At 66.0% G+C, this 26,115-nt stretch carries 22 protein-coding genes and 2 tRNA genes; 13 read left to right on the top strand and 11 right to left on the bottom strand.

Annotated features, from left to right (window positions below; genetic code table 11):
• Positions 1 to 9 precede the first annotated feature (9 nt).
• Positions 10 to 153: a 50S ribosomal protein L34 gene (gene rpmH / locus VE759_RS17550; protein WP_084226258.1), complete on the bottom strand. Its 144-nt coding sequence runs from the start codon at positions 151 to 153 to the stop codon at positions 10 to 12.
• 574 nt (positions 154 to 727) lie between these two features.
• Here rpmH and dnaA point away from each other — a divergent pair.
• The 10 genes from dnaA to VE759_RS17500 all read left to right on the top strand — a co-directional run bounded on the left by dnaA (position 728) and on the right by VE759_RS17500 (position 12,549).
• The gene (gene dnaA / locus VE759_RS17545) at positions 728 to 2,230 is read left to right on the top strand and encodes a chromosomal replication initiator protein DnaA (RefSeq protein WP_324934750.1); all 1,503 of its coding nucleotides are present in this window, start codon (positions 728 to 730) and stop codon (positions 2,228 to 2,230) included.
• A 471-nt stretch (positions 2,231 to 2,701) separates the two neighbouring features.
• Positions 2,702 to 3,907 carry a DNA polymerase III subunit beta gene (gene dnaN, locus VE759_RS17540; protein ID WP_324934748.1) on the top strand — a complete coding sequence of 402 codons (1,206 nt, stop codon included), beginning with the start codon at positions 2,702 to 2,704 and terminating at the stop codon, positions 3,905 to 3,907.
• A gap of 28 nt (positions 3,908 to 3,935) precedes the next feature.
• Complete coding sequence (gene gnd, locus VE759_RS17535) at positions 3,936 to 4,829, top strand: phosphogluconate dehydrogenase (NAD(+)-dependent, decarboxylating) (protein WP_324934745.1); 894 nt, start codon at positions 3,936 to 3,938, stop codon at positions 4,827 to 4,829.
• Entirely contained in the window at positions 4,830 to 5,972 is a 1,143-nt protein-coding gene (gene recF, locus VE759_RS17530; protein WP_324934743.1) for a DNA replication/repair protein RecF, read from the top strand.
• Positions 5,969 to 6,547 (top strand): DUF721 family protein, encoded by a 579-nt coding sequence (locus tag VE759_RS17525; RefSeq protein ID WP_324934741.1) that lies wholly within the window; start codon positions 5,969 to 5,971, stop codon positions 6,545 to 6,547. Before recF ends, VE759_RS17525 begins: the two co-directional genes overlap by 4 nt.
• Before the next feature lie 222 nt (positions 6,548 to 6,769).
• On the top strand, positions 6,770 to 8,800 hold the full coding sequence (gyrB, locus tag VE759_RS17520) for a DNA topoisomerase (ATP-hydrolyzing) subunit B (protein WP_324934739.1): 2,031 nt from the start codon (positions 6,770 to 6,772) through the stop codon (positions 8,798 to 8,800).
• A 41-nt stretch (positions 8,801 to 8,841) separates the two neighbouring features.
• Positions 8,842 to 11,352, top strand: coding sequence for a DNA gyrase subunit A (gene gyrA / locus VE759_RS17515; RefSeq protein WP_324934736.1), 2,511 nt, complete (start codon positions 8,842 to 8,844; stop codon positions 11,350 to 11,352).
• 18 nt (positions 11,353 to 11,370) lie between these two features.
• Positions 11,371 to 12,210 (top strand): DUF3566 domain-containing protein, encoded by an 840-nt coding sequence (locus VE759_RS17510; RefSeq protein ID WP_324934734.1) that lies wholly within the window; start codon positions 11,371 to 11,373, stop codon positions 12,208 to 12,210.
• Between the two features lie 63 nt (positions 12,211 to 12,273).
• A tRNA-Ile gene (locus VE759_RS17505) sits at positions 12,274 to 12,347 on the top strand.
• A gap of 129 nt (positions 12,348 to 12,476) precedes the next feature.
• Positions 12,477 to 12,549, top strand: a tRNA-Ala gene (locus VE759_RS17500).
• 56 nt (positions 12,550 to 12,605) lie between these two features.
• Here VE759_RS17500 and VE759_RS17495 read toward each other — a convergent pair.
• Together VE759_RS17495 and cwsA are read right to left on the bottom strand one after the other, a co-directional pair.
• Positions 12,606 to 14,324, bottom strand: coding sequence for an aldehyde dehydrogenase family protein (locus VE759_RS17495; protein WP_324934731.1), 1,719 nt, complete (start codon positions 14,322 to 14,324; stop codon positions 12,606 to 12,608).
• A 286-nt stretch (positions 14,325 to 14,610) separates the two neighbouring features.
• Positions 14,611 to 15,069 (bottom strand): cell wall synthesis protein CwsA, encoded by a 459-nt coding sequence (cwsA, locus tag VE759_RS17490; protein WP_324934728.1) that lies wholly within the window; start codon positions 15,067 to 15,069, stop codon positions 14,611 to 14,613.
• A 70-nt stretch (positions 15,070 to 15,139) separates the two neighbouring features.
• Here cwsA and VE759_RS17485 point away from each other — a divergent pair, with 70 nt between their 5' ends.
• Entirely contained in the window at positions 15,140 to 15,667 is a 528-nt protein-coding gene (locus tag VE759_RS17485; RefSeq protein ID WP_324934727.1) for a peptidylprolyl isomerase, read from the top strand.
• Here VE759_RS17485 and VE759_RS17480 read toward each other — a convergent pair.
• Positions 15,664 to 16,092, bottom strand: a complete 429-nt coding sequence (locus VE759_RS17480; RefSeq protein ID WP_324934819.1) for a PH domain-containing protein — start codon at positions 16,090 to 16,092, stop codon at positions 15,664 to 15,666. The two genes, VE759_RS17485 and VE759_RS17480, sit on opposite strands and share 4 nt — an antisense overlap.
• 156 nt (positions 16,093 to 16,248) lie before the next feature.
• Positions 16,249 to 16,530: a cell division protein CrgA gene (gene crgA / locus VE759_RS17475; protein WP_324934725.1), complete on the bottom strand. Its 282-nt coding sequence runs from the start codon at positions 16,528 to 16,530 to the stop codon at positions 16,249 to 16,251.
• Between the two features lie 71 nt (positions 16,531 to 16,601).
• On the opposite strand from crgA, the gene VE759_RS17470 reads away from it, so the two are divergent.
• Together VE759_RS17470 and VE759_RS17465 are read left to right on the top strand one after the other, a co-directional pair.
• Entirely contained in the window at positions 16,602 to 17,342 is a 741-nt protein-coding gene (locus VE759_RS17470) for a DUF881 domain-containing protein (RefSeq protein WP_324934722.1), read from the top strand.
• Between the two features lie 35 nt (positions 17,343 to 17,377).
• Positions 17,378 to 18,052 carry an aminodeoxychorismate/anthranilate synthase component II gene (locus VE759_RS17465; RefSeq protein WP_324934720.1) on the top strand — a complete coding sequence of 225 codons (675 nt, stop codon included), beginning with the start codon at positions 17,378 to 17,380 and terminating at the stop codon, positions 18,050 to 18,052.
• Here the strand turns inward: VE759_RS17465 and pknB are convergent.
• The 6 genes from pknB to VE759_RS17435 are packed head-to-tail and all read right to left on the bottom strand — an operon-like array spanning position 18,030 to position 26,103.
• Entirely contained in the window at positions 18,030 to 19,904 is a 1,875-nt protein-coding gene (gene pknB, locus VE759_RS17460; RefSeq protein WP_324934718.1) for a Stk1 family PASTA domain-containing Ser/Thr kinase, read from the bottom strand. The genes VE759_RS17465 and pknB overlap by 23 nt on opposite strands.
• A complete protein-coding gene (locus VE759_RS17455) occupies positions 19,901 to 21,193 on the bottom strand; it encodes a protein kinase domain-containing protein (RefSeq protein WP_324934716.1) in 1,293 nt (430 codons plus the stop codon). The genes pknB and VE759_RS17455 overlap by 4 nt, the downstream gene beginning before the upstream one ends.
• Complete coding sequence (gene pbpA / locus VE759_RS17450) at positions 21,190 to 22,668, bottom strand: D,D-transpeptidase PbpA (RefSeq protein ID WP_324934714.1); 1,479 nt, start codon at positions 22,666 to 22,668, stop codon at positions 21,190 to 21,192. Before pbpA ends, VE759_RS17455 begins: the two co-directional genes overlap by 4 nt.
• On the bottom strand, positions 22,665 to 24,080 hold the full coding sequence (locus tag VE759_RS17445) for an FtsW/RodA/SpoVE family cell cycle protein (RefSeq protein ID WP_324934712.1): 1,416 nt from the start codon (positions 24,078 to 24,080) through the stop codon (positions 22,665 to 22,667). The genes pbpA and VE759_RS17445 overlap by 4 nt, the downstream gene beginning before the upstream one ends.
• Positions 24,077 to 25,639 carry a PP2C family protein-serine/threonine phosphatase gene (locus tag VE759_RS17440; protein ID WP_324934710.1) on the bottom strand — a complete coding sequence of 521 codons (1,563 nt, stop codon included), beginning with the start codon at positions 25,637 to 25,639 and terminating at the stop codon, positions 24,077 to 24,079. The genes VE759_RS17445 and VE759_RS17440 overlap by 4 nt, the downstream gene beginning before the upstream one ends.
• Complete coding sequence (locus tag VE759_RS17435) at positions 25,636 to 26,103, bottom strand: FHA domain-containing protein FhaB/FipA (protein WP_324934708.1); 468 nt, start codon at positions 26,101 to 26,103, stop codon at positions 25,636 to 25,638. Before VE759_RS17435 ends, VE759_RS17440 begins: the two co-directional genes overlap by 4 nt.
• Positions 26,104 to 26,115 lie beyond the last annotated feature (12 nt).

The following is a 26,115-nucleotide window of genomic DNA, read 5'->3' as shown; positions in this document are numbered from 1 at the left end:
CTGGCCGAATCAGGCAGTCAACGACCGGCGGCCCTTGCGCCGCCGGTTCGAAACGATCGCCCTGCCGGCGCGGGTCCGCATCCGCAGCCGGAATCCGTGCACCCGCGCCCGACGCCGATTGTTCGGCTGGAAGGTCCGCTTGCCCTTGGCCACGGCTGTCTCTCCTCATTGCGTATGGCACCCCACCGACCCGCGCACGGTCCGCTAACTCGTGCGCCCGATCGGACGCGGTCACCGTTGGTAAGCTCTTCGCCTCGCTCCGTAACCGGCGCGTCCCCCAGGGAAGCCCCTGGTTCGCTGCCGTATCGCCGACGTTCGGGCGACTGTTCGAGGGTACTGACGCCGCTTCGCCCGGTCAAACGAGGCCACACCAGCAGCAAAAACTTTACTTCAGTCACACCTGTCACGTTGTCTGAGCAAACGGTAAGGAAGATCCCACCAATGTTGCAGAACGGTTGGCACCCGCGGAGAAAACTGTTAGCTTCTGCCAATGCCGCTTCAGATCGAAACGGCCGCAGACAATTTACGAACACCGAAGCGAGGATGCCCGCCCGATCGTTGATCGGGTCACCGCCTGGAAGCGCTGGCCGCAGCGAAGGAATCGCATCATCGCCGAGCGACACGAGACGAGGACGGCTGTCCTTCCACAACCTGTGGATAACTATGTGGACAGTTCGCTACTCGTCCCATTTGTCGACTTCTGACCACGATTGGGGGGCGATCGTCATTGACAGAGGACCCCGACGCCCGCTTCGCCACGGTATGGAACACCGTGGTCGCCGAACTCAACGGAGAGGGTTCCGCCGGTGCTGCCCGCAGTAACGGCGACGACCTCCCCCCACCCCTGACCCCGCAACAGCGGGCCTGGCTGAAACTGGTCAAACCGCTCGTGATAGCCGAAGGGTTCGCGCTGCTGTCGGTGCCGAGTGGCTTCGTGCAGAACGAAATCGAACGCCACCTGCGCGCGCCGATCGTCGACGCACTCAGCCGCCGCCTCGGCCATCGAGTCGAACTCGGGGTCCGCATCGCTCCGCCGGCGCCCGGCGAAGCCGAGGACCCGGCGGCGTCCCCGCTGGCAAACTTCGATCCCGACATCGACGAAGTCGACGAGGACCGTGAGGCGTTGGCCAGCGCTCACGAAAGCTGGCCAGCGTACTTCATCGACAAACCCTCAAACGCCACCGTCGGCCCGTCCTCGGACATCACCCTCAACAAGCGCTACACGTTTGAAACGTTCGTCATCGGCGCGTCGAACCGGTTTGCTCACGCCGCGGCGCTCGCCGTTGCCGAGACACCGGCCCGGGCATACAACCCGCTATTCATCTGGGGCGAATCGGGGCTCGGCAAGACGCACCTGTTGCACGCGACCGGAAACTACGCCCATCGCCTGTTTCCCGGCATGCGAGTCAAGTACGTCTCGACCGAGGAATTCACCAACGACTTCATCAACTCGCTGCGGGACGACCGCAAGGTCGCGTTCAAGCAGAGCTACCGCGATATCGATGTGTTGCTGGTCGATGACATCCAGTTCATCGAGGGCAAGGAAGGCATCCAGGAAGAGTTCTTCCATACCTTCAACACGCTGCACAACGCAAACAAGCAGATCGTGATCTCGTCCGACCGGCCACCCAAGCAGCTCGCCACGCTGGAAGACCGGTTGCGCACTCGCTTCGAGTGGGGCCTGATCGCCGACGTTCAGCCCCCCGAACTGGAAACGCGCATCGCGATTCTGCGCAAGAAGGCTCAGATGGAACGACTCGACGTTCCCGACGAGGTCCTCGAGCTCATCGCCAGCAGCATCGAACGCAACATCCGCGAGCTCGAAGGCGCGCTCATCCGGGTCACCGCGTTTGCGTCGCTGAACAAGACGCCCATCGACCGGTCCCTCGCGGAAATCGTTCTGCGCGACCTGATTTCGGACATCAGTACGATGCAAATCAGCGCCGCGACGATCATGGCCGCCACCGCCGAGTACTTCGAAACCACGGTGGAAGAACTCCGCGGGCCCGGCAAGACACGCGCGCTCGCGCAATCCCGCCAGATCGCGATGTATCTGTGCCGCGAACTCACCGACCTGTCGCTGCCCAAGATCGGCCAGACGTTCGGCCGCGACCACACCACGGTCATGTACGCGGAAAAGAAGATCCGTGCGGAAATGGCGCAGCGGCGCGAGGTATTCGATCACGTCAAGGAGCTCACGACCCGGATCCGCCAGCGCTCCAAGCGCTGACCCACCCATCGACCGCGCCGCGAACCCCAAAAACTTCCGAACCAACAGTCTCACATGTCACAGACCCGCTGTGGACATCCTGTGGATAACACCGGCCGGCAGACTCCGCCGGCTGGGATTTCGGTGCACAGGCGCTCGACGATCCACATCCGCCGCGGCGCCGCCGGCCATCCCGCATCGAATTACCCACAGCCCGAAACCCTGCGCTTGGTGCGGAAAACCGCGTTGTCCCCAGTCTGCACACGCCCTATTACTGTTACTGCTCTCTATCCCTAGATGTTCCCTAGAAGAAGCCCCCTGGGGACATGTTCATGCACAGGGTTCCGCGGCGTTGCGCAGGGCCGCTTGTCGGCGTGCTCGATTACCTTTCAAGACGAAGCGAAAAGCTCTACGGTGGTGCTTCGCAGGGAGTTCAACACCGCAGTTGCCGCAGGTTTTCGCCGTGGTTGTGGTTCGGATCGAAGGGACGCTATGGAAGTGGCGACGACGACGGCGGTGGGGCTCACCGATCTGAAATTCCGGCTGGTTCGTGAGGACTTCGCAGACGCGGTCGCCTGGGTCGCGCGTAATCTGCCGACCCGGCCTACCGTGCCCGTGCTTGCCGGTGTGCTGCTGACCGGAAACGAGGACGGCCTGACAATCTCCGGATTCGATTACGAAGTCTCCGCCGAGGTTCAAGTTCCAGCTGAAATCGCTTCTCCGGGAAGGGTTTTAGTATCTGGACGGCTGCTGTCCGACATCACCCGGGCGTTGCCACCGAAACCTGTCGAGGTCAGCGTCGACGGCACCCGGGTCGCGTTGACGTGCGGGAGTGCGAGGTTTTCGCTGCCGACGATGGCGGTCGAGGATTACCCGACGTTGCCGGCGTTGCCCGACGAGACGGGGGTGGTATCGGCCGATTTGTTCGCAGAGGCGATCAGCCAGGTCGCCGTCGCCGCCGGCCGGGACGACACGCTGCCGATGTTGACCGGAATCCGCGTCGAAATCTCCGGCGAGACCGTCGTCTTGGCGGCAACCGACCGGTTTCGGCTGGCCGTTCGCGAGCTGACGTGGTCGACGGATTCGGCGGATACCAGCGCCGCGGTGTTGGTGCCGGCCAAGACGCTGGCGGAAGCGGCGAAGGCCGGGCCGGCGGGCACCGACGTGCATCTGGCATTGGGGGCCGGCTCGGCCGTCGGGAAGGACGGGCTGCTGGGTATCCGCAGTGAGGGCAAGCGCAGCACCACTCGGTTGTTGGACGCCGAATTCCCCAAGTTCCGCCAGTTGCTGCCGACCGAGCACACCGCGGTCGCGGTAATGGGTGTCGCGGAGTTGGCGGAGGCAATCAAACGGGTCGCGTTGGTCGCCGACCGGGGGGCGCAGGTGCGAATGGAGTTCGGCGACGGCTCGTTGCGGCTGTCGGCCGGTGCAGACGACATCGGCCGTGCCGAAGAGGACCTGCCGGTGGACTACTCCGGCGATCCGCTCACGATCGCATTCAACCCGACCTATCTGACCGACGGGCTGAGCTCGTTGCACAGCGAACGGGTGTGGTTTGGCTTTACGACACCGAGCCGTCCCGCGGTATTGCGCCCGGCGAGCGACGATGACATCGGCGGCACGGCCGGGCCGGCTCCATTCCCGGCCATGCACACTGATTACGTCTATCTGTTGATGCCGGTGCGGCTCCCCGGCTGACCGGCTTATCGCGACGAAAGAGGCGCACATGCAGCTGGGTTTGGTGGGTCTGGGCAAGATGGGCTTCAACATGCGCGAGCGGTTGCGCGAGGGTGGCCACGAAGTCATCGGCTACGACCCGCGGCCCGAGGTCACCGACGTACCGACGCTCAAGGAGCTGGCCGACAAGCTCGGCGCACCGCGGGTGGTGTGGGTGATGGTGCCGTCGGGACCGGTGACCAATCAAACCATCGCCTCGCTGGCCGAAGAGCTGAGTTCCGGCGACCTGGTGATCGACGGGGGCAATTCGCGTTTCACCGAGGACGGCCCACACGCGAAGTTACTCGGCGACAAGGGAATTGCGTTCATCGACGCCGGAGTATCCGGTGGGGTGTGGGGCCTGAAGGAAGGCTACGGATTGATGGTTGGCGGCAGCGACGCCGACGTGCAGCGCGCGATGCCGATTTTCGACACGTTGCGTCCGCCCGGCCCGCGAGAGGACGGCTTCGTGCACGCCGGCCCGGTCGGGGCGGGTCACTACGCGAAGATGATTCACAACGGCATTGAATACGGGTTGATGACGGCCTACGCCGAGGGTTACGAGATGCTGGCCGCCGAGGAGTTGATCAAGGATCCGCAGGCGGTGATCCAGGCGTGGACGAACGGCACCGTGGTGCGGTCCTGGCTGCAGCAGCTGTTGGCCAAGGCATTGAAGGAGGATCCGCGTTTCACCCAGATCACCGGGTACACCGAGGATTCCGGTGAGGGCCGATGGACCGTCGAGGAGGCCATCCACCATCGCGTTCCGGTGCCGGTGATCGCGGCGTCACTGTTCGCACGATTCCTGTCTCGTCAGGACGATTCGCCGACGATGAAGGCGGTCGCGGCGCTCCGCAACCAGTTCGGCGGACATGCGGTCAAGAGGATCAGTAAGTCCGGGTAAGTGTTCGTCCGCCAGCTAGGGTTGCGCGACTTCCGGTCCTGGGCGCAGGCCGATATCGAGTTGGAACCCGGCCGGACGGTGTTCGTCGGCCCCAACGGGTACGGCAAGACGAATCTCATTGAGGCGCTGTGGTATTCGTCGACGCTGAGTTCGCATCGGGTGGCCGCCGATGCGCCGCTGATCCGTACCGGCGCGGCCAGGGCGGTGGTGTCTACCATCGTCGTGAACGCCGGCCGCGAGCTGGCGATCGACCTGGAGATCGCCGCCGGCAAGGCCAACAAGGCCAGGCTGAACCGGGCACCGGTGCGCAGTGCGCGGGAAGTGCTCGGCGTGTTGCGCGCGGTGCTATTCGCCCCGGAAGACCTTGCGCTGGTGCGCGGCGAGCCCGGCGAGCGGCGCCGGTTCCTCGATGAGTTGGCGGCGATCCGACGACCGCGCATCGGCGCCGTGCGCGCCGACTACGAAAGAGTGGTTCGGCAGCGCACCGCGCTGCTCAAGACCGCCGCCGGGGCCCGGAACCGACCGGGGGCCGGCGTCCTGGACACCCTCGACGTCTGGGACGGTCATCTCGCGCAGCACGGCGCGCAGCTGCTGACCGCCCGGATTGACCTGGTGAACGAACTGCGGCCGGAGGTGGAAAAGGCATACCAACTGCTGGCGCCCGGTTCGCGGGCGGCCGACATCGGTTACCGCAGTAGCGTGGAGTTCGAGGGTCCCGCCGATTCGGAGTTCCTCGAGGCGGCGCTGCTGGCAGCGTTGGCCGGGCGCCGGAGTGACGAGCTCGAGCGCGGCGTCTGCCTGGTCGGGCCGCACCGTGACGAACTCGAGTTGCGGCTGGGCGATCAGCCTGCGAAGGGATTCGCCAGTCACGGCGAGTCCTGGTCAATGGCGTTGGCGTTGCGGCTGGCCGGCTACGAGCTGCTGCGGACCGAGGGAACCGACCCGGTGCTGTTGCTCGACGATGTGTTCGCCGAGCTCGACACCGCCCGGCGACGGGCGCTGGCCGCGGTGGCCGGATCGGCAGAACAGGTGTTGGTGACGGCCGCGGTCGACGAAGACATCCCGGCGGACTGGGACGTTCGCCGCGTGCCGATCGGCCTGCGCGAAGACGACGAGGGCCGGGTCTCGGTGGTGCAGCAATGAGTACCGAATCGACGCACTCCGCCGGCGGCGGTGGCGAAAACGTCCGCCCGCCGGAGCATTTGACCGACTTGCCGGGGATGGACCTGGTGCGCCGCACCCTCGAGGAGGCCAGAGGGGCCGCCCGAACCCAGGGCAAAGACGTCGGCCACGGTCGGCGTTCGCCTCGGCGGGTCGCGGGCAGCGGGCGGCGGCGCAGCTGGTCGGGCCCGGGACCGGATTCCCGCGATCCGCAGCGGTTGGGCGCGGCGACCAGCGAAGTTGCCAAGGCGCGCGGCTGGTCGCCGAGGGTGGCCGAGGGCACGGTGTTCGCGCAGTGGGCCGCCATGGTCGGCGATCAGATCGCCGCACACGCGTCGCCGACCGCGCTACGAGATGGCGCGCTGCACGTGTCGGCCGAATCGACCGCCTGGGCGACCCAGCTGCGGATGGTGCAGTCGCAACTGCTGGCCAAGATCGCCGCCACGGTCGGCGACGGCGTCGTCAACACGCTCAGAATCACCGGCCCGGCGGCGCCGTCGTGGCGCAAGGGGCGGTTGCATATTGCCGGCCGCGGGCCGCGGGACACGTACGGATGAGCCCCAGCCGGGGGTCCGGCTGAGAGCCACGATGCGGGACCGGACATGTGTCGCAAGCGTCAGGACGCACCGCGGATCAAGATATTCCGCACAGGGGGCGATCAGGTGCGTAGAAACGCCGCCTCAGAATCGGTGCCGACGCTACTTGACGGTAGACTGGTCGCAGACGTTCACGCGGTGACCGCCACCGCTCGTATGTGACCCCCAAGGAGACCGTCGACCGTGGCTGCGCCGAAAAAGAAAGCACAACCGGAGTACGACGCCCAGTCCATCACAATTCTCGAAGGGTTGGAGGCTGTCCGCAAACGGCCCGGCATGTATATCGGCTCGACGGGGGAGCGGGGACTGCACCACCTGATCTGGGAGGTCGTGGACAACTCTGTTGACGAGGCCATGGCGGGCTGCGCGACCCGCGTCGACGTGCGGCTGCTCGAAGACGGCGGCGTCGAGGTTACCGACGACGGCCGCGGCATCCCGGTGGCAACCCACGCCTCGGGTGTTCCGACCGTCGACGTGGTGATGACCCAGCTGCACGCCGGCGGGAAGTTCGACTCCGAGTCCTACGCGGTGTCGGGCGGGTTGCACGGGGTCGGTGTGTCGGTGGTGAATGCGCTGTCGAGGCGGTTGGAGGTGGAGATATGGCGTGACGGCTACGAATGGTTTCAGTACTACGACCATTCGGTGCCCGGCACGCTGAAGCAGGGCGAGAAGACCAAGAAGACCGGGACGACGGTGCGGTTTTGGGCCGACCCGACGGTGTTCGAGACCACCGCCTATGACTTCGAAACCGTGGCCCGCCGACTGCAGGAGATGGCGTTCCTGAACAAGGGGCTGACCATCACGCTGACCGATGAGCGCGCGAGCGCCGAAGAGGTGGTCGACGAGGTTGTCAGCGACACCGCCGAGGCCCCGAAGTCGGCCCAAGAAAGAGCGGCCGAAGAGGCGGCTGCACAGCACAAGGTCAGGCGCCGCGAATTCCGCTACCCCGGGGGTCTGGTCGACTTCGTCAAGCACATCAACCGGACAAAGCAACCGATCCACAACAGCGTGGTCGACTTCCAGGGCAAGGGGCCCGGCCACGAGGCCGAGGTCGCGATGCAGTGGAACGCCGGCTACTCGGAGTCGGTGCACACCTTCGCCAACACGATCAACACCCACGAGGGCGGCACGCACGAGGAAGGCTTCCGGGCCGCGCTGACCAGCGTGGTGAACAAGTACGCCAAGGACCGCAAGCTGCTCAAGGACAAGGACCCGAACCTGACCGGCGACGACATCCGCGAGGGATTGGCCGCAGTGATCTCGGTGAAGGTGGCCGAGCCGCAGTTCGAGGGCCAGACCAAAACCAAGCTCGGCAACACCGAAGTGAAGTCGTTCGTCCAACGGGTCTGCAATGAGCAGCTGACGCACTGGTTCGAATCCAATCCAGCGGACGCCAAAGTCGTTGTGAACAAGGCGGTGTCCTCGGCGCAGGCCCGTATTGCCGCGCGGAAGGCCCGCGAGTTGGTGCGCCGCAAGAGCGCGACAGACATCGGCGGGCTGCCCGGCAAGTTGGCCGACTGCCGGTCCACCGATCCGCGCAAGTCGGAACTGTATGTGGTGGAAGGTGATTCGGCCGGGGGCTCGGCCAAGAGCGGCCGCGACTCGATGTTCCAAGCGATCCTGCCGCTGCGCGGCAAGATCATCAATGTCGAGAAGGCGCGCATCGACCGGGTCCTGAAGAACAACGAGGTGCAGTCGATCATCACCGCGCTCGGCACCGGCATCCACGACGAGTTCGACCTCTCCAAGTTGCGCTATCACAAGATCGTGCTGATGGCCGACGCCGACGTCGACGGCCAGCACATCTCCACGCTGCTGCTGACGCTGCTGTTTCGGTTCATGAAGCCGCTGATCGAGAACGGGCACGTGTTCTTGGCGCAGCCGCCGCTGTACAAGTTGAAGTGGCAGCGCAGCGATCCCGAGTTCGCCTACTCCGACCGCGAGCGCGATGGCCTGCTCGAGGCCGGGCTGAAGGCCGGAAAGAAGATCAACAAGGATGACGGCATTCAGCGCTACAAGGGCCTCGGAGAGATGGACGCCAAGGAGCTGTGGGAGACCACCATGGACCCGTCGGTGCGGGTACTGCGACAGGTCACGCTCGACGACGCCGCCGCTGCCGACGAACTGTTCTCGGTGTTGATGGGCGAAGACGTCGACGCCCGCCGCAGCTTCATCACGCGCAACGCGAAAGACGTTCGCTTCCTGGATGTTTAGGGCCGATGTTTAGGCCCGACGTTTAACAAGACGAGGATTGCATGACTGATACGACGCTGCCACCAGGCGACGACTCGCTCGATCGCGTCGAGCCCGTCGACATCCAACAGGAGATGCAGCGCAGCTACATCGATTACGCGATGAGCGTGATCGTGGGCCGCGCGCTGCCCGAGGTGCGCGACGGGCTCAAGCCGGTGCATCGCCGGGTGCTGTACGCGATGTTCGACTCGGGGTTCCGGCCGGACCGCAGCCACGCGAAATCGGCACGCTCGGTGGCGGAGACCATGGGCAACTACCACCCGCACGGCGACGCGTCGATCTACGACACGTTGGTGCGGATGGCGCAGCCGTGGTCGCTGCGCTACCCGCTGGTCGACGGCCAGGGCAACTTCGGCTCCCCCGGCAACGACCCGCCGGCCGCGATGCGGTACACCGAGGCGCGGCTTACGCCGCTGGCGATGGAGATGCTGCGGGAAATCGACGAGGAGACAGTCGATTTCATTCCAAACTATGACGGTCGGGTGCAAGAACCGACCGTGCTGCCCAGCCGGTTCCCGAACCTGTTGGCCAACGGCTCGGGGGGCATCGCCGTCGGTATGGCGACGAATGTCCCGCCGCACAACCTGCGCGAGCTTGCCGACGCGGTGTTCTGGTGCCTGGAGAACCATGACGCCGACGAGGAGAAGACCCTCAAGGCGGTGATGAAGCGCGTCAAGGGCCCCGACTTCCCCACCGCCGGCTTGATCGTGGGCTCGCAGGGGATTACCGACGCCTACACCACCGGCCGCGGCTCCATCCGGATGCGGGGCGTGGTGGAAGTCGAGGAGGACTCGCGGGGCCGCGCCGCGCTCGTCATCACCGAACTGCCCTACCAGGTCAACCACGACAACTTCATCACCTCGGTCGCCGAGCAGGTCCGCGACGGCAAGCTCAACGGGATCGCCAACATAGAGGACCAGGGCAGCGATCGGGTCGGCATTCGCATCGTCATCGAGCTCAAGCGCGATGCGGTGGCGAAGGTGGTCCTGAACAACCTCTACAAGCACACCCAGCTGCAGACCAGCTTCGGCGCCAACATGCTCGCGATCGTCGACGGAGTTCCGCGCACCCTCCGGCTTGACCAGCTGATCCGGTTCTACGTCGATCACCAGCTCGACGTCATCGTGCGCCGCACCCGCTACCGGCTGCGCAAGGCCAACGAGCGCGCCCACATCCTGCGCGGCCTGGTCAAGGCGCTCGACGCGCTCGACGAAGTGATAGCGCTGATCCGGGCGTCGGAAACCGTCGACGATGCCCGGGTCGGCCTGATCGAGCTGCTGGACATCGACGAGATCCAGGCCCAGGCCATCCTCGACATGCAGCTGCGGCGGCTGGCGGCGCTGGAACGGCAACGCATCGTCGACGACCTCGCCAAGATCGAGGCCGAGATCGCCGACCTCGAGGACATTCTGGCCAAGCCGGAGCGGCAGCGCGCGATCGTGCGCGACGAGCTCAAGGAGATCGCCGACAAGCACGGTGACGAGCGGCGCACCCGCATCGTCGCCGCCGACGGCGAGGTGACCGACGAGGACCTCATCGCCCGAGAGGACGTCGTCGTGACGATCACCGAGACCGGCTACGCGAAGCGCACCAAGACCGACCTGTACCGCAGCCAGAAGCGGGGCGGCAAGGGCGTCCAGGGCGCGGGGCTCAAGCAGGACGACATTGTCAATCACTTCTTCGTCTGCTCGACCCATGACTGGATCCTCTTCTTCACCACCCAGGGCCGCGTCTACCGGGCGAAGGCATACGACCTGCCCGAGGCGTCGCGCACCGCGCGCGGCCAGCATGTCGCGAACCTGCTGGCGTTCCAGCCCGAGGAGCGTATCGCGCAGGTCATCCAGATCCGCGGCTACGAAGACGCGCCGTATCTGGTGCTCGCGACCCGCAAGGGCCTGGTCAAGAAGTCCAAGCTGACCGACTTCGACTCGAATCGCTCCGGCGGCATCGTTGCGATCAACCTGCGGGACGGCGACGAATTGGTGGGCGCGGTGCTGTGCTCGGCCGACGACGACCTGCTGCTGGTCTCGGCAAACGGTCAGTCCATCCGGTTCAATGCCAGCGACGAGGCGCTCCGCCCGATGGGGCGGGCGACCTCGGGCGTGCAGGGCATGCGGTTCAACGCCGACGACCAATTGTTGTCGCTGAACGTGGTCCGCGAGCGCACGTATCTGCTGGTCGCCACCTCGGGCGGGTACGCAAAGCGCACCGCGATCGAGGAGTACCCGGTGCAGGGCCGCGGCGGTAAAGGGGTACTAACGATCCAATACGACCGCCGCCGTGGCAGGCTTGTTGGTGCGTTGGTGGTCGACGACGACACGGAGTTGTATGCCATCACGTCCGGCGGCGGCGTGATTCGCACCGCGGCGCGGCAGGTACGCAAGGCCGGCCGCCAGACCAAGGGGGTTCGTTTGATGAACCTGGGCGAAGGCGACACACTGGTTGCGATTGCCCGCAACGCCGAGGAAGCCGACACTACCGACGAGGTCAACACGAACCCCGACTCGACGTGATCAGGTAAGGAGCCGTAGGTGAGTTCACCGAACGACCCGGGGCATACCGCAGCCGGTGACCCGGCGAACGGCAACCGCCCCAAGCCCGGTCCGTCGCGTGCCACGCCAACCGGGCCGATCTCGACCACCGGCCCGCTGGCCGATCCCGGCGACGTGCCACCGTGGCAGCGCGGCCCCGCGGCGCGGGCGCGGCAGGGCAAGCGACGCCCGCCGGACGCCGCGCACACCGGCGGCATTGACTCCCGGGAAGCCCGCGTGAATCGTTTCGTTTCGGGTCCGGCGGCGCCATCGAAGCCGGTCGACTCCGACGGCCCCGCCCCGTCGCCCCGCGCCGAGGCGTATCAAAGCGAACTGCCCGACCTGTCCGGGCCACTGCCCCGCCCCCCGGCGCCGCGCAAGACCATGACCGATCGGCCGGGCGGCGAGCCGCCGCCCGGGCCCGCCGGTCGGATGTCGGCGCCCACCAGCCGGATCCAGGTCGGAGCTCGGCCGCGCGGGCCGGTGCGTGCCGCCATGCAGATCCGGCGCGTCGATCCGTGGAGCGTGCTGAAGGTTTCGCTGGTGCTGTCGGTTGCGCTGTTTTTCGTCTGGATGGTCGCCGTGGCGTTCCTTTACCTGGTGCTCGGCGGCATGGGCGTGTGGAGCAAGCTGAACAGCAATGTCGGCGACCTGTTGACCGCTCAGGGCGGTAGCGCCGCCGAACTGGTATCGAGCGGGACGATCTTCGGCGGGGCGGCCCTGATCGGACTCGTCAACATCGTGTTGCTGACCGCGATGGCCACCGTCGGCGCCTTCATCTACAACCTCACCACCGATCTGGTCGGCGGTATCGAGGTGACTCTGGCCGACCGGGATTGACGCCGTGCGGGGTTTGGGCGGCGGCTTAGGATTGCGGTAATCTCATCGGTCGCGTGCCCGTACGGGGCTATAGCTCAGGCGGTTAGAGCGCTTCGCTGATAACGAAGAGGTCGGAGGTTCGAGTCCTCCTAGCCCCACGGAAGGGTTGCACCATGAGGGTGGCGTTGATACTTGCCGTGCTCGCCGTCATCGTGGTCGTGTGGCGGTCACGCCGCGACGTCGAGGTGTGGCACGCGGCCGCCGATCACCCGAGCTGATCTCGGTGCGGGGCCTTAGCTCAGTTGGTAGAGCGCTGCCTTTGCAAGGCAGATGTCGGGAGTTCGAGTCTCCTAGGCTCCACAAAAGGGGGTAGCTCGGCGCGAAGTTGAGCTTGTTTTCGGCGCCGCGAGGCCTGTTCAGCCACGCAGAGCGGAGACAAAGATGCCAGGCAGCGCGATCGGGTTGCGCTTGACAAAGAATTTGCTGAGTCGACGGACCGTTGTCTGGGCCGTCTTGTTGGTGGTGAAGAAAACCGGCTTTGGCGAGAGTGTGAACTCGCCGTTGAAGATCGAGCGCGGTGCTGGGCGGAACGGGATCTCGACGACGGCCTTCTGGGGGCGCGACAGCAAGAAGGCGTTGTGCACCACTCCCGTGCCGCTACCGATGTGCTGTGGAGTATTGCCAGGAAACGCGCCCCAGGGCGGATAGCCCAACGCAAAGACCACGCCCACCCATACGTTGACGCCGATCGCCCCGTAGCGCAGGCCGGCGATAGCCGCGTCGAAAGCCGCCGTGTTCTGCTTGCGGGTCTTGGGGTCGACGGCAATGACCGCACCGAGGTTGCCGGGCAGAACATCGTTGCAGAACTCAACGGCGTTGCGCAGGAACTCCTGTGGTGTCTTGCCGGGAACACGAACGACTCCGATGACGCTGGTGAACACCTCGTCTTGGAGGATGGAGGCTTCACTGCGGGGGTCGACATCCGGAATCAGGACGCGGCTCCTGTCGCTGCTGAGAAATTCGACGCCGCGCATGCCATTACAGGCTTGGTCGGTCCTTTCCTTCGAGTATGGGTAATAGGTGGGGCGAGGCGCGGCGTCGCGGATGACCGTGCAAACCTGTTCGACGAGCTTGTCGGCCAGTGGCCAATCTTGGGATACCACCAGAACCTGTGTCGCGTTGCAGTTGTGGCCGCAGTTGATGAGCTTGGTTGTGGCGATATGTTCGGCCTGGAACCTGATGTCGGCCTGGCTCCAATCGCCGGGCACCACGATGAACGGGCTGACTCCGCCGAGTTCGGCGGTGATCGGCTTGTCCAGTATCGGCGTGTTGTTGGCTTTGCGGCTGGCGGCCTGGTCATCGGTGCCCCACACGATCGCGTCGTATGTGGCCGCTGAACCGGTCATGTGGATGGTGTCGACCTTGGGATGACGCGCCAGGTAGCCACCGACGTCGGCGCCGCCGTACACGAAGCGAACCCAGCCACGCGACACGAACTCGCTGAAGAGGTTCTCGTAGAAGGGGCCGAGATAATCGTTGACGGCGTTCAGCTTTACCGCGCAGACATTTCCCCGTGCGTACAACTGGTCGATGATGTCCAGCGTTGTAATCGTACCTAGGTTGCCTGCGCCCAGAACCAGGCAGACTCCAGGCTTGTCACCGCTGCCGCGATACATCTTGGCGGCGTCGCTGAGTGTTTGGTCGGCACTGACCCCCGGCTCAATCCAAACCTGCGCCTTGTAGCCGTTGAGCAACAGCCGGTCGTATCCGGTGACGGGGAAAACGTCGACAACGACTTGGCCGTCCGGCCTGGTATGCACCGCCTCGGCGGTCACCGGATCTTTTCCGGCAAGGATGCGTCTGAGCACGCGCAGATGCGCATTGACGGCCTGGATGAACACCCAGACACCTGTCGTCCACTCCTCAGCGACCCATGGGGAGGTCGGGGCGATGCCCTTGGCCTCACCGGCCGCAGCCACCATGTGCGGGCCAAGGTCAAGGACCTTGTGTGGCAGCGCCTCAAGCAGCGCCACCTTCTCGTTCAGCGGCAGGGCCACCCAGTCGGCGGCTCCGGAATGTAAGTCATCGAGCGCCTTATCCAGCGCCGGTATGTCTAGCGTGGTCCCCGCGGTCATTTGGCCCCCTCATGAGGCAACGGAACGGATGGCCGTTGCCCGCCATCTGCAGGCAGCCTAACGCTATGTGTCTGCAGGGAGACCTGCTAGCCGGAGTAGACCGCTAGCCCACTGCGCGGGTCAACGGCTTCGCGACGCTGTGCACCAAAGCGAGTTCAACTAACGCCCTCCCGGGCTTCATGTCCCACTGGGGTGATGGGGCATCTGCGATTCCTGAACCAGTTCGAGGATTGTCGCGGTCGGACAGCCGTTCCAGCAACCTGTTTCGTTGCGGCGAGCGTGACGGTTACGGCTTGGGCTCGAAGTCCACGCTGGGGGGCCGGGGCGACGGCTCGGGTCGCGGGTGCGGCGGCTGCAATGAGCGCCGGATGATGGCGAACGCGACGCCGCCGGCCGCGATGGTCGCGACGCCGGCCACGATGATCCAGGGAAGCCTGCGGCGCTTGGGATGTCGCGCCTCGGCGAATGCCTGCGGCAAGTCGGCGACCACCTGCTGCGCCGCCGCGATCTCCTTGCCGAGCGCCTCCTGCACCTCGCCGATCTCCTTGCCGATCTCCTTGCCCCATCGACTGGCCAATCGGCCCTTCTCGGAGCGCCGACGCAGCCCGCGCACCGCGGACTGCACGCCGCCAACGCTTAGTCCCAACGTGCCTCTGGTGATGTCCACCGGTCCCACCGCGGTGTGGGTCAAGCCACGCGCCAGACGCTGTCTCGGCGTTAGCCGCGTTGTCGTTGTTGCGCTCACGGCCCTAACCCTATCGCCAGCCGCGCGGGGTGGGATCGAAGCGGCCGGACGGCGTGGCAGACTGCATGGCGTGACGAGCCCAATCCAGACCACGACGGCGACGCTGCACACCAACCGCGGCGACATCAAGATCGCGCTTTTCGGAAACCATGCGCCCAAAACCGTGGCCAACTTCGTTGGATTGGCACAAGGCACCAAGGAATACACCACTCAAAACGCCGCAGGGGGCCGATCCGGCCCCTTCTACGACGGCGCCGTGTTCCACCGCGTCATCGACGGGTTCATGATTCAGGGTGGCGATCCCACCGGCACCGGCACCGGCGGGCCCGGATACGAGTTCGGCGACGAATTTCACCCGGAGTTGCAGTTCGACCGGCCGTATCTGCTCGCGATGGCCAATCGCGGACCCGGCACGAACGGCTCGCAGTTCTTCATCACCATCGGCCCGACCCCGCATCTCAATCGAAAGCACACGATCTTCGGTGAGGTTATCGACCCCGAGTCGCAGAAGGTTGTCGACACGATCGCAGCCACGGCCACCGACGCGCGCGACCGGCCGACGGAACCGGTGGTCATCAACGCGATAACGATCACCTAATCGGAATTTCGGCGACCGGCGTATCCCGCTTCGGTTAACGCATCGAGCACGGTCAGCGGGTTTGCGCCAAGATCCCACCGGCTGAGCACCAGTAGCTGATCGTCGTTGGTATCGATCTCCAGCAGCCGGACCTTCCGCCCGATGCGGCGGAACTCGGTGATGCGGATGAGTTTGATGTCGGGCTTGCGAAGGGTATGGGTTCTCCACCAGCCGCGTACCACCAGCCCGTCGGGGGTAATAGCCAGTCGCGGTCGCGCCCGATACGAAAAGCCCGCAAATATCAGCAGACCCACCCCGGCGATACCAGCGAGTAACCGCCCAGGCGCGTCTGTGACCTGCGTCACAGCTGCTGCAGCCAACAATATGCCGAGCGCAGCGCAACCAATCAATGCCGCCGTTTTGGGCGCCCATTCAGTTTGCTGCACGGTTAACCCACGCCCGATTACCACACCTAATGAAGTTATCCACAAGTGCTATCAACAATGGGGATGAATCACATCGGTGTGATTGGGTGACGATCCGGTTGCAAATTCGGTAACGCCACACACGTCCGGATGAACACACCGTCAGGCCGTGACCGGTTAGCGCCACCGCATCGTCAGCAACAACCCGGTGATCATGAAAGCAAAGGCGATCGCGTAGTTCCACGCCTGCAGATTGGCCATCCATGTCAACGCCTCAGGCGCCCCCGAGCCGGTGGCCGCGAGCTGATAAACCAATAGCCACAGCAGTCCGATCAGCATCAATCCGACGAACAGCGCGACGAACCAGATGCTCGACGGCCCCGACTTGACCTTCACCGGCGTCCGGCTGACCGGCCTGATGCTGAAGTCGTTCTTCTTGCGAACCTTCGACTTGGGCATGGATACCTTCGGTGAGCAGGGAACGGATGCAAGTATGAGATTAACGCAGGCCGACGAAAGGAACGCAGTTCGTGAGCACGTCGCGGTCGGCCTGGCGATTCGGAGTACCCCTGGTCTGCCTGCTCGCGGGCGCCTTGCTGGCCACTACGCATGGCGTTTCCGGTGGCGGAGAAATCCGGCGCAGCGACGCGCCCCGGTTGGTCGACCTGGTCCGAGAGGCCCAGCAGTCGGTGGATCGGCTCAGCGCCCAACGGGACGCATTGGCCAATCAGATCGGTTCGGTGCACGGCACGGTCGGCAGCCGCATGACCGTGGCGGCGCTGCACGACAAGGCGGCACCGCTGGCCGCGGCGGCGGGCCTGGACCCGGTGCGCGGGCCCGGGCTCGTGGTCACCCTCACCGACGCCCAGCGCGACGCAAACGGCCGCTTCCCCCGCGATGCGTCCCCCGACGACCTGGTCGTCCACCAGCAGGACATTCAGGCCGTCGTCAACGCGATGTGGAGCGCCGGCGCCGAGGCCATCCAGATGCAGGATCAGCGGCTGATCGCGACGTCGGCGCCGCGCTGCGTCGGCAACACGCTGCTGCTCAACGGACGCACCTACAGTCCGCCCTACAAGATCACCGCGATCGGCGACGTGGGCGCCATGCAGGCGGCATTGGCGGCCGCGCCGTTGGTGACGCTGTACCGGCAGTACGTGGTCCGATTCGGCTTGGGCTACGCCGAGGAACCGCGGTCGCCGGTAGACATCGTCGGTTACACCGAACCGATCCACATGCATTACGCCAAGGCCGCCGGCCCGGTCGGATGAACCGGTCCGCCTCGTCCACGCGTTAATCTGGCATGGTGCAGGTCCTCGTCGTCGACAATTACGACAGCTTCGTGTTCAACCTCGTGCAGTACCTGGGCCAGCTGGGGGTCGACGCAGCTGTCTGGCGAAACGACGACGACCGCTTGAACGACGTCACGGCCGTGGTCGCCGAGTTCGACGGAGTCCTGCTGAGCCCCGGTCCCGGCACGCCCGAACGCGCCGGTGCCTCAATCCCCTTGGTGAAGGCCTGCACAGCTGCGGCCACGCCGATGCTGGGCGTGTGCCTGGGCCATCAGGCGATCGGCGTGGCGTTCGGCGCGACCGTCGACCGGGCACCCGAGCTGCTGCACGGCAAGACCAGCACCGTATATCACCGGAACAGCGGTGTGCTGCAAGGGCTTCCGGATCCATTCACGGCGACCCGGTACCACTCGTTGACGATCCTGCCCGACACCGTGCCGCCCGAGCTGGAGGTGACCGCGCGGACCCGCACGGGTGTGATCATGGGTGTGCGGCACGTCGAGCTGCCGATCCATGGTGTGCAGTTTCACCCCGAGTCGATCCTGACCCAGGGTGGGCACCGGATGCTGGCCAACTGGCTGTCCGACTGCGGAGCCGCGCCCGACGAGGCGCTGGTGCGGAGGCTGGAGACCGAGGTCGCCAACGCGGTGGCCGCGGCCACCAGCGCTACGAGCCGAACTTCAGCGTGATGTTTCCATCCCGGTTGACGCCGGTTCCCGCCGCCGGGCTCTGGTAGACCACGCGGTTGCGCTGAGCGTCCCCGCCGGGCACGTCGGCGCCCTTGACCAGAACGCCGGTCCAGCCCAGCGCCCGCAGCTGCGGCTCGGCGTCGAGCCAGAAAAGGCCGGTCAGGTCCGGCATCACGAACTGGTTGCCCTTCGACACTTGAAGCTCGATCACCGCATCGAGCGGAGCCTCGGTGCCGCCGGGCGGATTTGTGCTGAGTACGGCGCCGACCGGCTGAGTACTGTCGATGGGATTCTGGCTGAACTTACTGAACCCGTAGACGGTGAGATTCTTTTGCGCCTGGTCAACCATCTGGCCGACGACCTCGGGCACCGGCTTGGTGGACGGTCCCGAGCCGACGAGGATGGTGATCTCGTTGGTGATCGCAGATGTCTGGTTGGCCGGCGGGCTGGTACCCACCACCTTTTCCTTCTGTTCGGCCGTCGAGGGCGTCGACGTTTGCTTGAACTTGCCGAACCCGGCGGAGGTGAGCTTGCGCACAGCGTCGGCGTAGCTGAGGTTCGACACGTCGGGTACCTCGCGCTGCTCCGGGCCGGTGGACACGTTCAGCGTGATCTCTGAGCCCGCGCCGACGGTGTCATTGCCTTTTGGGTCCGTGTTGATGATGTGGTCGGGCGGCACCGTCGAGTTGGGCTTCTGCTGGGTGCGGGTCTTGAAGCCGCGGTTCTGCAGGGCCGCGATCGCATCGGCGGACGGCTGGCCGGTCACATCGGGCACCTGCACGTCGCGCGGGCTCGCGCCGACCATGTTGATCAGCACGGTGACGACCACCGTCAGGATCGCCAGCACGGCCACCGCGATGAGCCAACGCCCGATCGAGCCGCGTCCGCCACGGTCGGGGTACGGGGGCTGCTGACGCGTGAGTCGATCGGTTTGCTCGGCGGGTTGTGCGGGAGGCGACGACAGCAGCGAGGTGCGCTCGGCGTCGGTGAGCACCTTAGGCGCATCCGGGGCCTGCCCGCTGTGCACCTTGACCAAATCGGCCCGCAACTCGGCGGCGCTTTGGTAGCGATTGTCCGGATTCTTTGCCAACGCCTTGAGTACGACGGCGTCGAGGTCGGGCGAAATACCATCGTGCCGCTGCGACGGCGGCACCGGGTCTTCGCGCACATGCTGATACGCCACCGCGACCGGTGAGTCCCCAACGAAAGGTGGCTCGCCGGTGAGGATTTCGTACAGGACACAGCCCAGCGAGTAGACATCGGAGCGCGCGTCGACCGAATCGCCGCGGGCTTGCTCGGGGGAGAGGTACTGCGCGGTGCCGATTACCGCGGCGGTCTGCGTGACGCTGTTGCCGCTGTCGGCAATCGCCCGCGCGATGCCGAAATCCATCACCTTCACCGCGCCGGCGCGGCTGATCATGATGTTGGCGGGCTTGACGTCACGATGGATGATGCCGTGCTGATGGCTGAAGTTCAGTGCCTGGCACGCGTCGGAAATGATCTCGATGGCTTTGCGGGGTGGGATGGGGCCGTCGTTTTGGACGATGTCGCGCAGCGTCACGCCGTCGACGTACTCCATCACGATGTAGGGCAGCGGACCGGTCGCGGTCTGCGCCTCGCCGGTGTCGTACACCGCGACGATCGCCGGGTGGTTCAGCGCGGCCGCGTTCTGGGCTTCGCGGCGAAACCGAAGATAAAAGCTGGGGTCACGGGCCAGATCGGCGCGCAGCACCTTGACCGCGACGTCGCGGTGCAACCGCAGATCACGAGCGAGGTGAACCTCGGACATGCCGCCGAAGCCCAAGATTTCGCCCAACTCATAGCGGTCGGACAGGTGCTGTGGGGTCGTCATTGCAAGTTCTCGTAATGGCTGGGCAGCATCGTCGGCGCCCATCGGGAATACCCAATCCGATCTCCACCATTACCGGCGGCACGCGGTTGCGTCCAATTCTGCGGCGAGGCCGGCGGCGCTGACTGGGCCGGTGTGGTGACGGACTCGCTGATGGTCGGCGGCGTCTGCTGCTGGCGGTCGGCCTTGTCGCGGGCGTTGATCACGATCAGGGCTGCGATGACGATCGCCAGCGCGCCGAGCACGCCGGCGGCCCACAACAGCGCACGCTGACCGGATGAGAAGGTGCGCCGGGGCGGCGGCTGGCGATGCGGGCCGGTGGCGGTTCGCGGCCGGCCGGCGGTCGTCGCGCCCGTTCGGGCGGTGAGCTCGGTGGCCGCCCGCGCCTGGGCCCCGGATGGGATGGCTGCCGGGGTGGCGCGGTTGATCGTGGGCGCCTGATTGGGCCGCGGGGGCCTGCGGCCGGACCGGACGGCTGCCACCGCGTCGGCGAACGCGCCGCCGCTGCGGTAGCGCATGCCGGGATTTTTGACCAGCGTGATCTCGATGAGCTCGCGCACGTTCGGCGGCAGATCGGCGGGCAGCGGCGCCGGTGCCTCCTTGATGTGCTTCATCGCGACGGTCAGCGCACCATCGCCGGTGAACGGGCGTTTACCCGAAACGGCTTCGTAACCAACGACTCCCAAGGAATAGACGTCGCTGGCGGCGGTCGCGTCGTGGCCCAGTGCCTGCTCGGGTGCGATGTACTGGGCGGTGCCCATCACCATTCCGGTCTGCGTCACCGGCGCTGCGTCGACGGCCTTGGCGATGCCGAAGTCGGTGAGCTTCACCTGGCCGGTCGGGGTGATCAGGATGTTGCCGGGCTTGACGTCACGGTGCACCAGACCGGCGCTATGAGCGACCTGCAGCGCCCGGCCGGTCTGCTCGAGCATGTCCAGCGAGTGCCGCAGCGAGAGCCGCCCGGTTCGCTTGAGCACCGAGTTCAGCGGTTCACCGTTGACCAGTTCCATCACCAGGTACGCGGTGCGGCCCTCACCGTCCATGTCGGTTTCGCCGTAGTCGTACACCGTCGCTATGCCGGGGTGGTTGAGCATCGCGACGGTGCGCGCCTCGGCGCGAAAGCGCTCGACAAATTCGGGGTCGGTGGAGAACTCCTGCTTGAGCACTTTGACAGCGACGCGTCGGCCGAGGCGGCTGTCCACCGCCTCCCAGACCTGGCCCATACCGCCGGTCGCGATGAGGCGCTGCAGCCGGTACCGGCCGGACAGCATCACACCCACGCGCGGGCTCATGATGCCTCCCGAAGCGCCGCGGCGATCACGGCCCGGCCGATCGGGGCGGCCAGCGCCCCGCCGGTGGCCGACAGCCGGTCGCCGCCGTTTTCCACCAAGACCGCCACCGCTACCTTCGGTGCCTTCGCTGGCGCGAACGCGATGTACCAGGCGTGCGGCGGGGTATTGCGAGGGTCGGTGCCGTGCTCGGCGGTCCCGGTCTTGGACGCAATCTGCACCCCCGGGATCGCCCCCTTCTGTTGCGTCACCTGTTCGGCACCCACCATCAGATCAGTCAGCCTAGCGGCGATCTGTTGCGACACCGCACGGCGCTGTTGTCTTGGGCTCGTGGTACTGAGATTGGCCAGGTCGGGCCCCTTGAGGGTATCGACCAGGTAGGGCTGCATCATTACCCCTTCGTTCGCGATGGTGGCGGCCACCAACGCGTTTTGCAACGGTGTCAGTGCGACATCCTTCTGCCCGATGCTGGACATGCCGAGCGCGGCCGCGTCCGGGATGGCGCCGATCGTGGACTCGGCCACCTGCAACGGGATGGGTCCGGGTGGGATGTCCAGCCCGAACGCGGTCGCGGCGCTGCGCAGCGCGTCGGCGCCGGTCTTGATGCCGAGCTGGAAGAAGGCGGTGTTGCAGGATCGGGCGAACGCCTCACGCAGCGATGCGGTCGCACCGCCTCCGCATGGGCTGGCGCCGAAGTTCTGCAAAGTTGCTGTGCTATCGGGCAATTGGATGCTGGGTTGAGCGGTCAGCTGATCGTCCTCGTTCGCGCCGGCCTGCAGTGCCGCGGCGGTGGTGATGACCTTGAACGTCGACCCCGGCGGATATGTCTCGGCGATCGCGCGATTCACCAAGGGTGTATTGGGGTTGTCGCGCAACCCTGCCCAGGCATGGGCCTGGTCGTCGACGTCGTGTGATGCCAGCAGGTTCGGGTCATACGACGGCGTGGAAATCATGGCCAGGATCTTGCCCGTCGACGGCTCCAGCGCCACCACCGCACCCTTACACGGGCCACCGCCGCAGCCCTGGGCCATCGCGTCCCAACCGGCTTGCTGCACTTGGGGATTGACCGTGGTGTCCACGTTGCCGCCGCGCGGATCGCGGCCGGTGAAGAAGTCGGCCAACCGGCGGCCGAACAGGCGCTCGTCGGAGCCGTTGAGCACCGAGTCCTCGGCGCGTTCCAGTCCGGCGCTGGAATACAGAAGCGAGTAGAAGCCGGTGATCGGCGCGTAGGTGAGTGGGTTCGGGTAGACCCGCAGGAAGCGGAACCGGCCGTTGGTGGACACCGAGTACGCCAGCAACTGGCCGCCGGCCGAGACCTGCCCGCGCTGGCGTGAGTATTCGTCGAGCAGCACCCGTTGGTTGCGCGGATCCGAGCGCAGCCCGTCGGCGGTGAACACCTGGGTCAGCGTGGCGTTGAGCAGCAGCAGCACGATCAGCACCATGATCGTGACCGACACGCGGCGCAGCGAGGTGTTCATACCCGCTCAATCACCTCCGTGCCGGCGGCGGCGATCGGAGTTTTCGGACGCGGCCGGGTCACGATCGGGCGGCGGGCGGCGTGCGAAATCCGCACCAGGATGGCCAGCAGCAGGTAGTTGGCCACCAGCGACGATCCGCCGTACGACATCCATGGCGTGGTCAACCCGGTCAGCGGGATCAACTTCGTGACGCCGCCGACGACGATGAACAACTGGATCGCCAGCGTGGAAGCCAGCCCGGCGGCGAGCAGCTTGCCGAAGCTGTCACGCACGGCGATCGCGGTGCGCAGGCCGCGAATGATCACGATCGTGTACAGCATCAGCACCCCGGCCAAGCCGACGAGACCGAGCTCTTCGCCCACTGCGGCGATGATGAAATCCGTTGACGCAGCGGGCACGGTGTTGGGTTGGCCGTTACCCAGGCCGGTGCCGAACACTCCGCCGGTGGCGAAGGAGAACAGCGACTGCACGATTTGATAGCCGCTGCCCTCCGGGTCGGCGAACGGGTCGAGCCAGGTCTGCACCCGGGTTTGAACGTGGGCGAATATGTAGTAAGCGACTACGCTGCCCGCGGCGAACAACGCCAACCCGATGACCACCCAGCTGAGCCGCTCGGTCGCGATGTACACCATCACCAGAAATGACGCGTAGAGCAAAAGCGAAGTGCCCAAGTCTTTTTCGAAGACCATGACACCGACGGAGATGATCCAGGCGGTCAGCAGCGGAGCCAGATCGCGGGGCCGCGGCAGGTTCATGCCGAGGACATGCTTGCCGGCGCTGGTGAACACGCCACGCTTGGCCACCAGAACCGCGGCGAAGAAGATCAGCAAAAGAATCTTGGAGAATTCCGCGGGCTGAATGGTAAAGCCCGGCACGCGAATCCAGATCTTCGCCCCGTTCTGCTCGGAAAACGTCCGGGGCAGGATCGCGGGTATGGCCAGCAGCACCAGCCCGGTCACACCGCACACGTACCCGTAGCGGGCCAAAATCCGGTGGTCGCGCAAGAAGATGACAACGAGCGAAAATCCAACGACGCCAAGCAGAGTCCACAGCATTTGCTGGTTGGCGCTCGGGCCGTGCGAGCCGCCGGACACCAGCGGACCCGCTGTTAGGTCGAGCCGGTGGATCATCACCAGGCCCAGCCCGTTGAGCAGCGCGACGACAGGCAGCAGAAGCGGGTCAGCGTAGGGCGCGAACCGCCGGATAGCCAGGTGGGCGCTCGCAAACAAGGCCAGATACGCAACGGTGTACTGAGCCAAATCCCAGCGCACCCCTTGCTCTTGGTTGGCCTCGACGATGATCAGCGCGACCGTGGTGATGACCGCGGCGAACCCGAGCAGGAGTAGTTCGGCATTGCGGCGGTTGGGCAGGGGCGGGGTCACGGCGACCACCGGTTGGGGTTGTGTGCTCATGCCGCCGCCCGGCAGTTGACGCCCGGCTGGGGCGGTGGCGGGGGCAGCGCCGTCACGGTCGGGCTGGGTGGTGGCGCCGGCGCAGGCGGCCCTTCGGGCGGCGGCGAGGCTTCGGGCGGCGGCGGGGCTTCGGGCGGCGCCGCATCGGGTGATGCGGGCGGTGGGGGAGGTCCGGACGGATTGGGCGGATTAGGCGGATTGGGCGCCGGATTCTGCGGATTCGGGGAGGGGTTCGATGGCGGCGGATTGGGGATAGAAGGCCTGGGCGTGGGCGTCGGAGCTGGAGCACGCGGGGCACAGACCGGCAGCAGCGAATCGCGCGCCAATTGCTGGATCTGCCCGATGGCATTGTCCAGGTTGCCGGTCGGCAGACCGGCGATGACCTGGGCGCGTTCCGACTGCCTTAGGTCGTTGACTGCGAACGGCCGGCAGTCCAGGTGGTCGTGGGATTGGCCAAAGCTAATCAGCGAGAGCTCATTTCGGCCGTTGAGGCAGCCGAGCAGATAGGGCTGATGGAGGGTATAACCGAGGACGGAGCCCTGGACGCCGCGCATGATCGCGACGGTGCCGGCATGCTCACTGACGTAGTAGTTACTGCGGATCATGGCCCGGCCGACGGCCACACCAGCAAGCACGAGCAGAACCAAGAGCACCGCCGCGATTAAGATGCGCCGCCTCGACAGCGCTCGTCGGGGCGGCGCTTCTGGTTCCGGCGCAACACGTTGGGGAGTATCTCGGCGCGCATTGATGGCAGATGCACGACCGGCGGCGGTGTTGGGCGGGGCGAGCTGATCGTCATAGCCGGACACGGCGCCGGCGAGTATTGGCTGAGTTTGGCCGTAGTCGACGTCGACGACGTCGGCCACCACCACCGTGACGTTGTCGGGCCCGCCGCCGCGTAACGCCAATTCGATGAGGCGGTCGGCACTTTCGGCAACGTCGGGTATCTGCAGCGCTTCCTGGATGGTCTCCTGGCTGACCGGATCGGACAAGCCGTCCGAGCACAGCAGGTAGCGGTCGCCGGCCCGGGCCTCGCGCATGATCAGCGTGGGCTCGACCTCGTGGCCGGTGAGCGCGCGCATGATCAGCGAGCGCTGCGGATGGCTGTGGGCTTCTTCGGCGGTGATGCGGCCCTCGTCGACCAGCGTCTGGACGAACGTGTCGTCCTTGGTGATCTGAGTGAGCTCACCGTCGCGCAGTAGATAGCCGCGCGAGTCGCCGATGTGCACCAAGCCAAGTCGATTGCCCGCGAACAGGATTGCGGTCAACGTGGTACCCATGCCGTCGAGCTCGGGATCAAGTTCGACGTGGGCGGCGATCGCCGCGTTGCCCTCGCGGACGGCGGCGTCGAGCTTGCTCAGCAGGTCGCCGCCGGGTTCGTCGTCGTCGAGGTGGGCCAGTGCGGCGATGACCAGCTGCGACGCGACTTCGCCGGCCGCGTGCCCGCCCATCCCGTCGGCGAGCGCCAGCAGCCGCGCGCCCGCATAGACCGAGTCTTCGTTGTTGGCACGTACCAGACCTCGGTCGCTGCGAGCGGCGTAGCGAAGGACCAGCGTCACGGGCGCAACTCGATCACCGTCTTGCCGATCCGAACCGGCGTGCCCATCGGAACCCGTACCGCCGTCGTCACCTTCGCCCTATCAAGATATGTGCCGTTGGTCGATCCTAGGTCCTCGACATACCAGTCCGAACCGCGTGGCGACAGCCTGGCGTGCCGCGTCGAGGCGTAGTCGTCGGTGAGCACCAGCGTGGAGTCGTCGGCGCGGCCGATGAGGACGGGTTGGCTACCGAGCGTGATGCGCGTGCCGGCTAGGGCTCCGTCCGTCACCACCAGGTGACGCACGGTGTTTCGGGCCTGGCGATTCGGCCGCAGCGAGCCGCGGAGGGTCAGGCCGCGGCGGACCATCACCGCACCAGTGGGCGCATATATATCGGTGCGCAAGATGCGCAGCACGGACCAAATGAACACCCACAGCAGCAACAGGAACCCGGCACGCGACAGCTGCAGCACTATACCCTGCATCTGGCGGCCCCT

Origin of the sequence: Mycobacterium sp. (genome assembly GCF_035640695.1) — a bacterium.
Classification (GTDB): Bacteria; Actinomycetota; Actinomycetes; order Mycobacteriales; family Mycobacteriaceae; genus Mycobacterium.
The sequence above is the reverse complement of the archived record's forward strand: the minus strand, read 5'-3'. Positions and strand labels throughout refer to the sequence as shown.

Bases quoted from the DNA above. Each gene is read 5' to 3' on its own strand.
- gnd (WP_324934745.1), top strand. From the start codon at position 3,936: ATGCAGCTGGGTTTGGTGGGTCTGGGCAAGATGGGCTTCAACATGCGC.
- VE759_RS17455 (WP_324934716.1), bottom strand. From the start codon at position 21,193: ATGAGCCCGCGCGTGGGTGTGATGCTGTCCGGCCGGTACCGGCTGCAG.
- VE759_RS17435 (WP_324934708.1), bottom strand. From the start codon at position 26,103: ATGCAGGGTATAGTGCTGCAGCTGTCGCGTGCCGGGTTCCTGTTGCTG.
- VE759_RS17445 (WP_324934712.1), bottom strand. From the start codon at position 24,080: ATGAGCACACAACCCCAACCGGTGGTCGCCGTGACCCCGCCCCTGCCC.
- pbpA (WP_324934714.1), bottom strand. From the start codon at position 22,668: ATGAACACCTCGCTGCGCCGCGTGTCGGTCACGATCATGGTGCTGATC.
- crgA (WP_324934725.1), bottom strand. From the start codon at position 16,530: ATGCCCAAGTCGAAGGTTCGCAAGAAGAACGACTTCAGCATCAGGCCG.
- dnaN (WP_324934748.1), top strand. From the start codon at position 2,702: ATGGAAGTGGCGACGACGACGGCGGTGGGGCTCACCGATCTGAAATTC.
- VE759_RS17525 (WP_324934741.1), top strand. From the start codon at position 5,969: ATGAGTACCGAATCGACGCACTCCGCCGGCGGCGGTGGCGAAAACGTC.
- pknB (WP_324934718.1), bottom strand. From the start codon at position 19,904: ATGACGACCCCACAGCACCTGTCCGACCGCTATGAGTTGGGCGAAATC.
- gyrA (WP_324934736.1), top strand. From the start codon at position 8,842: ATGACTGATACGACGCTGCCACCAGGCGACGACTCGCTCGATCGCGTC.
- VE759_RS17495 (WP_324934731.1), bottom strand. From the start codon at position 14,324: ATGACCGCGGGGACCACGCTAGACATACCGGCGCTGGATAAGGCGCTC.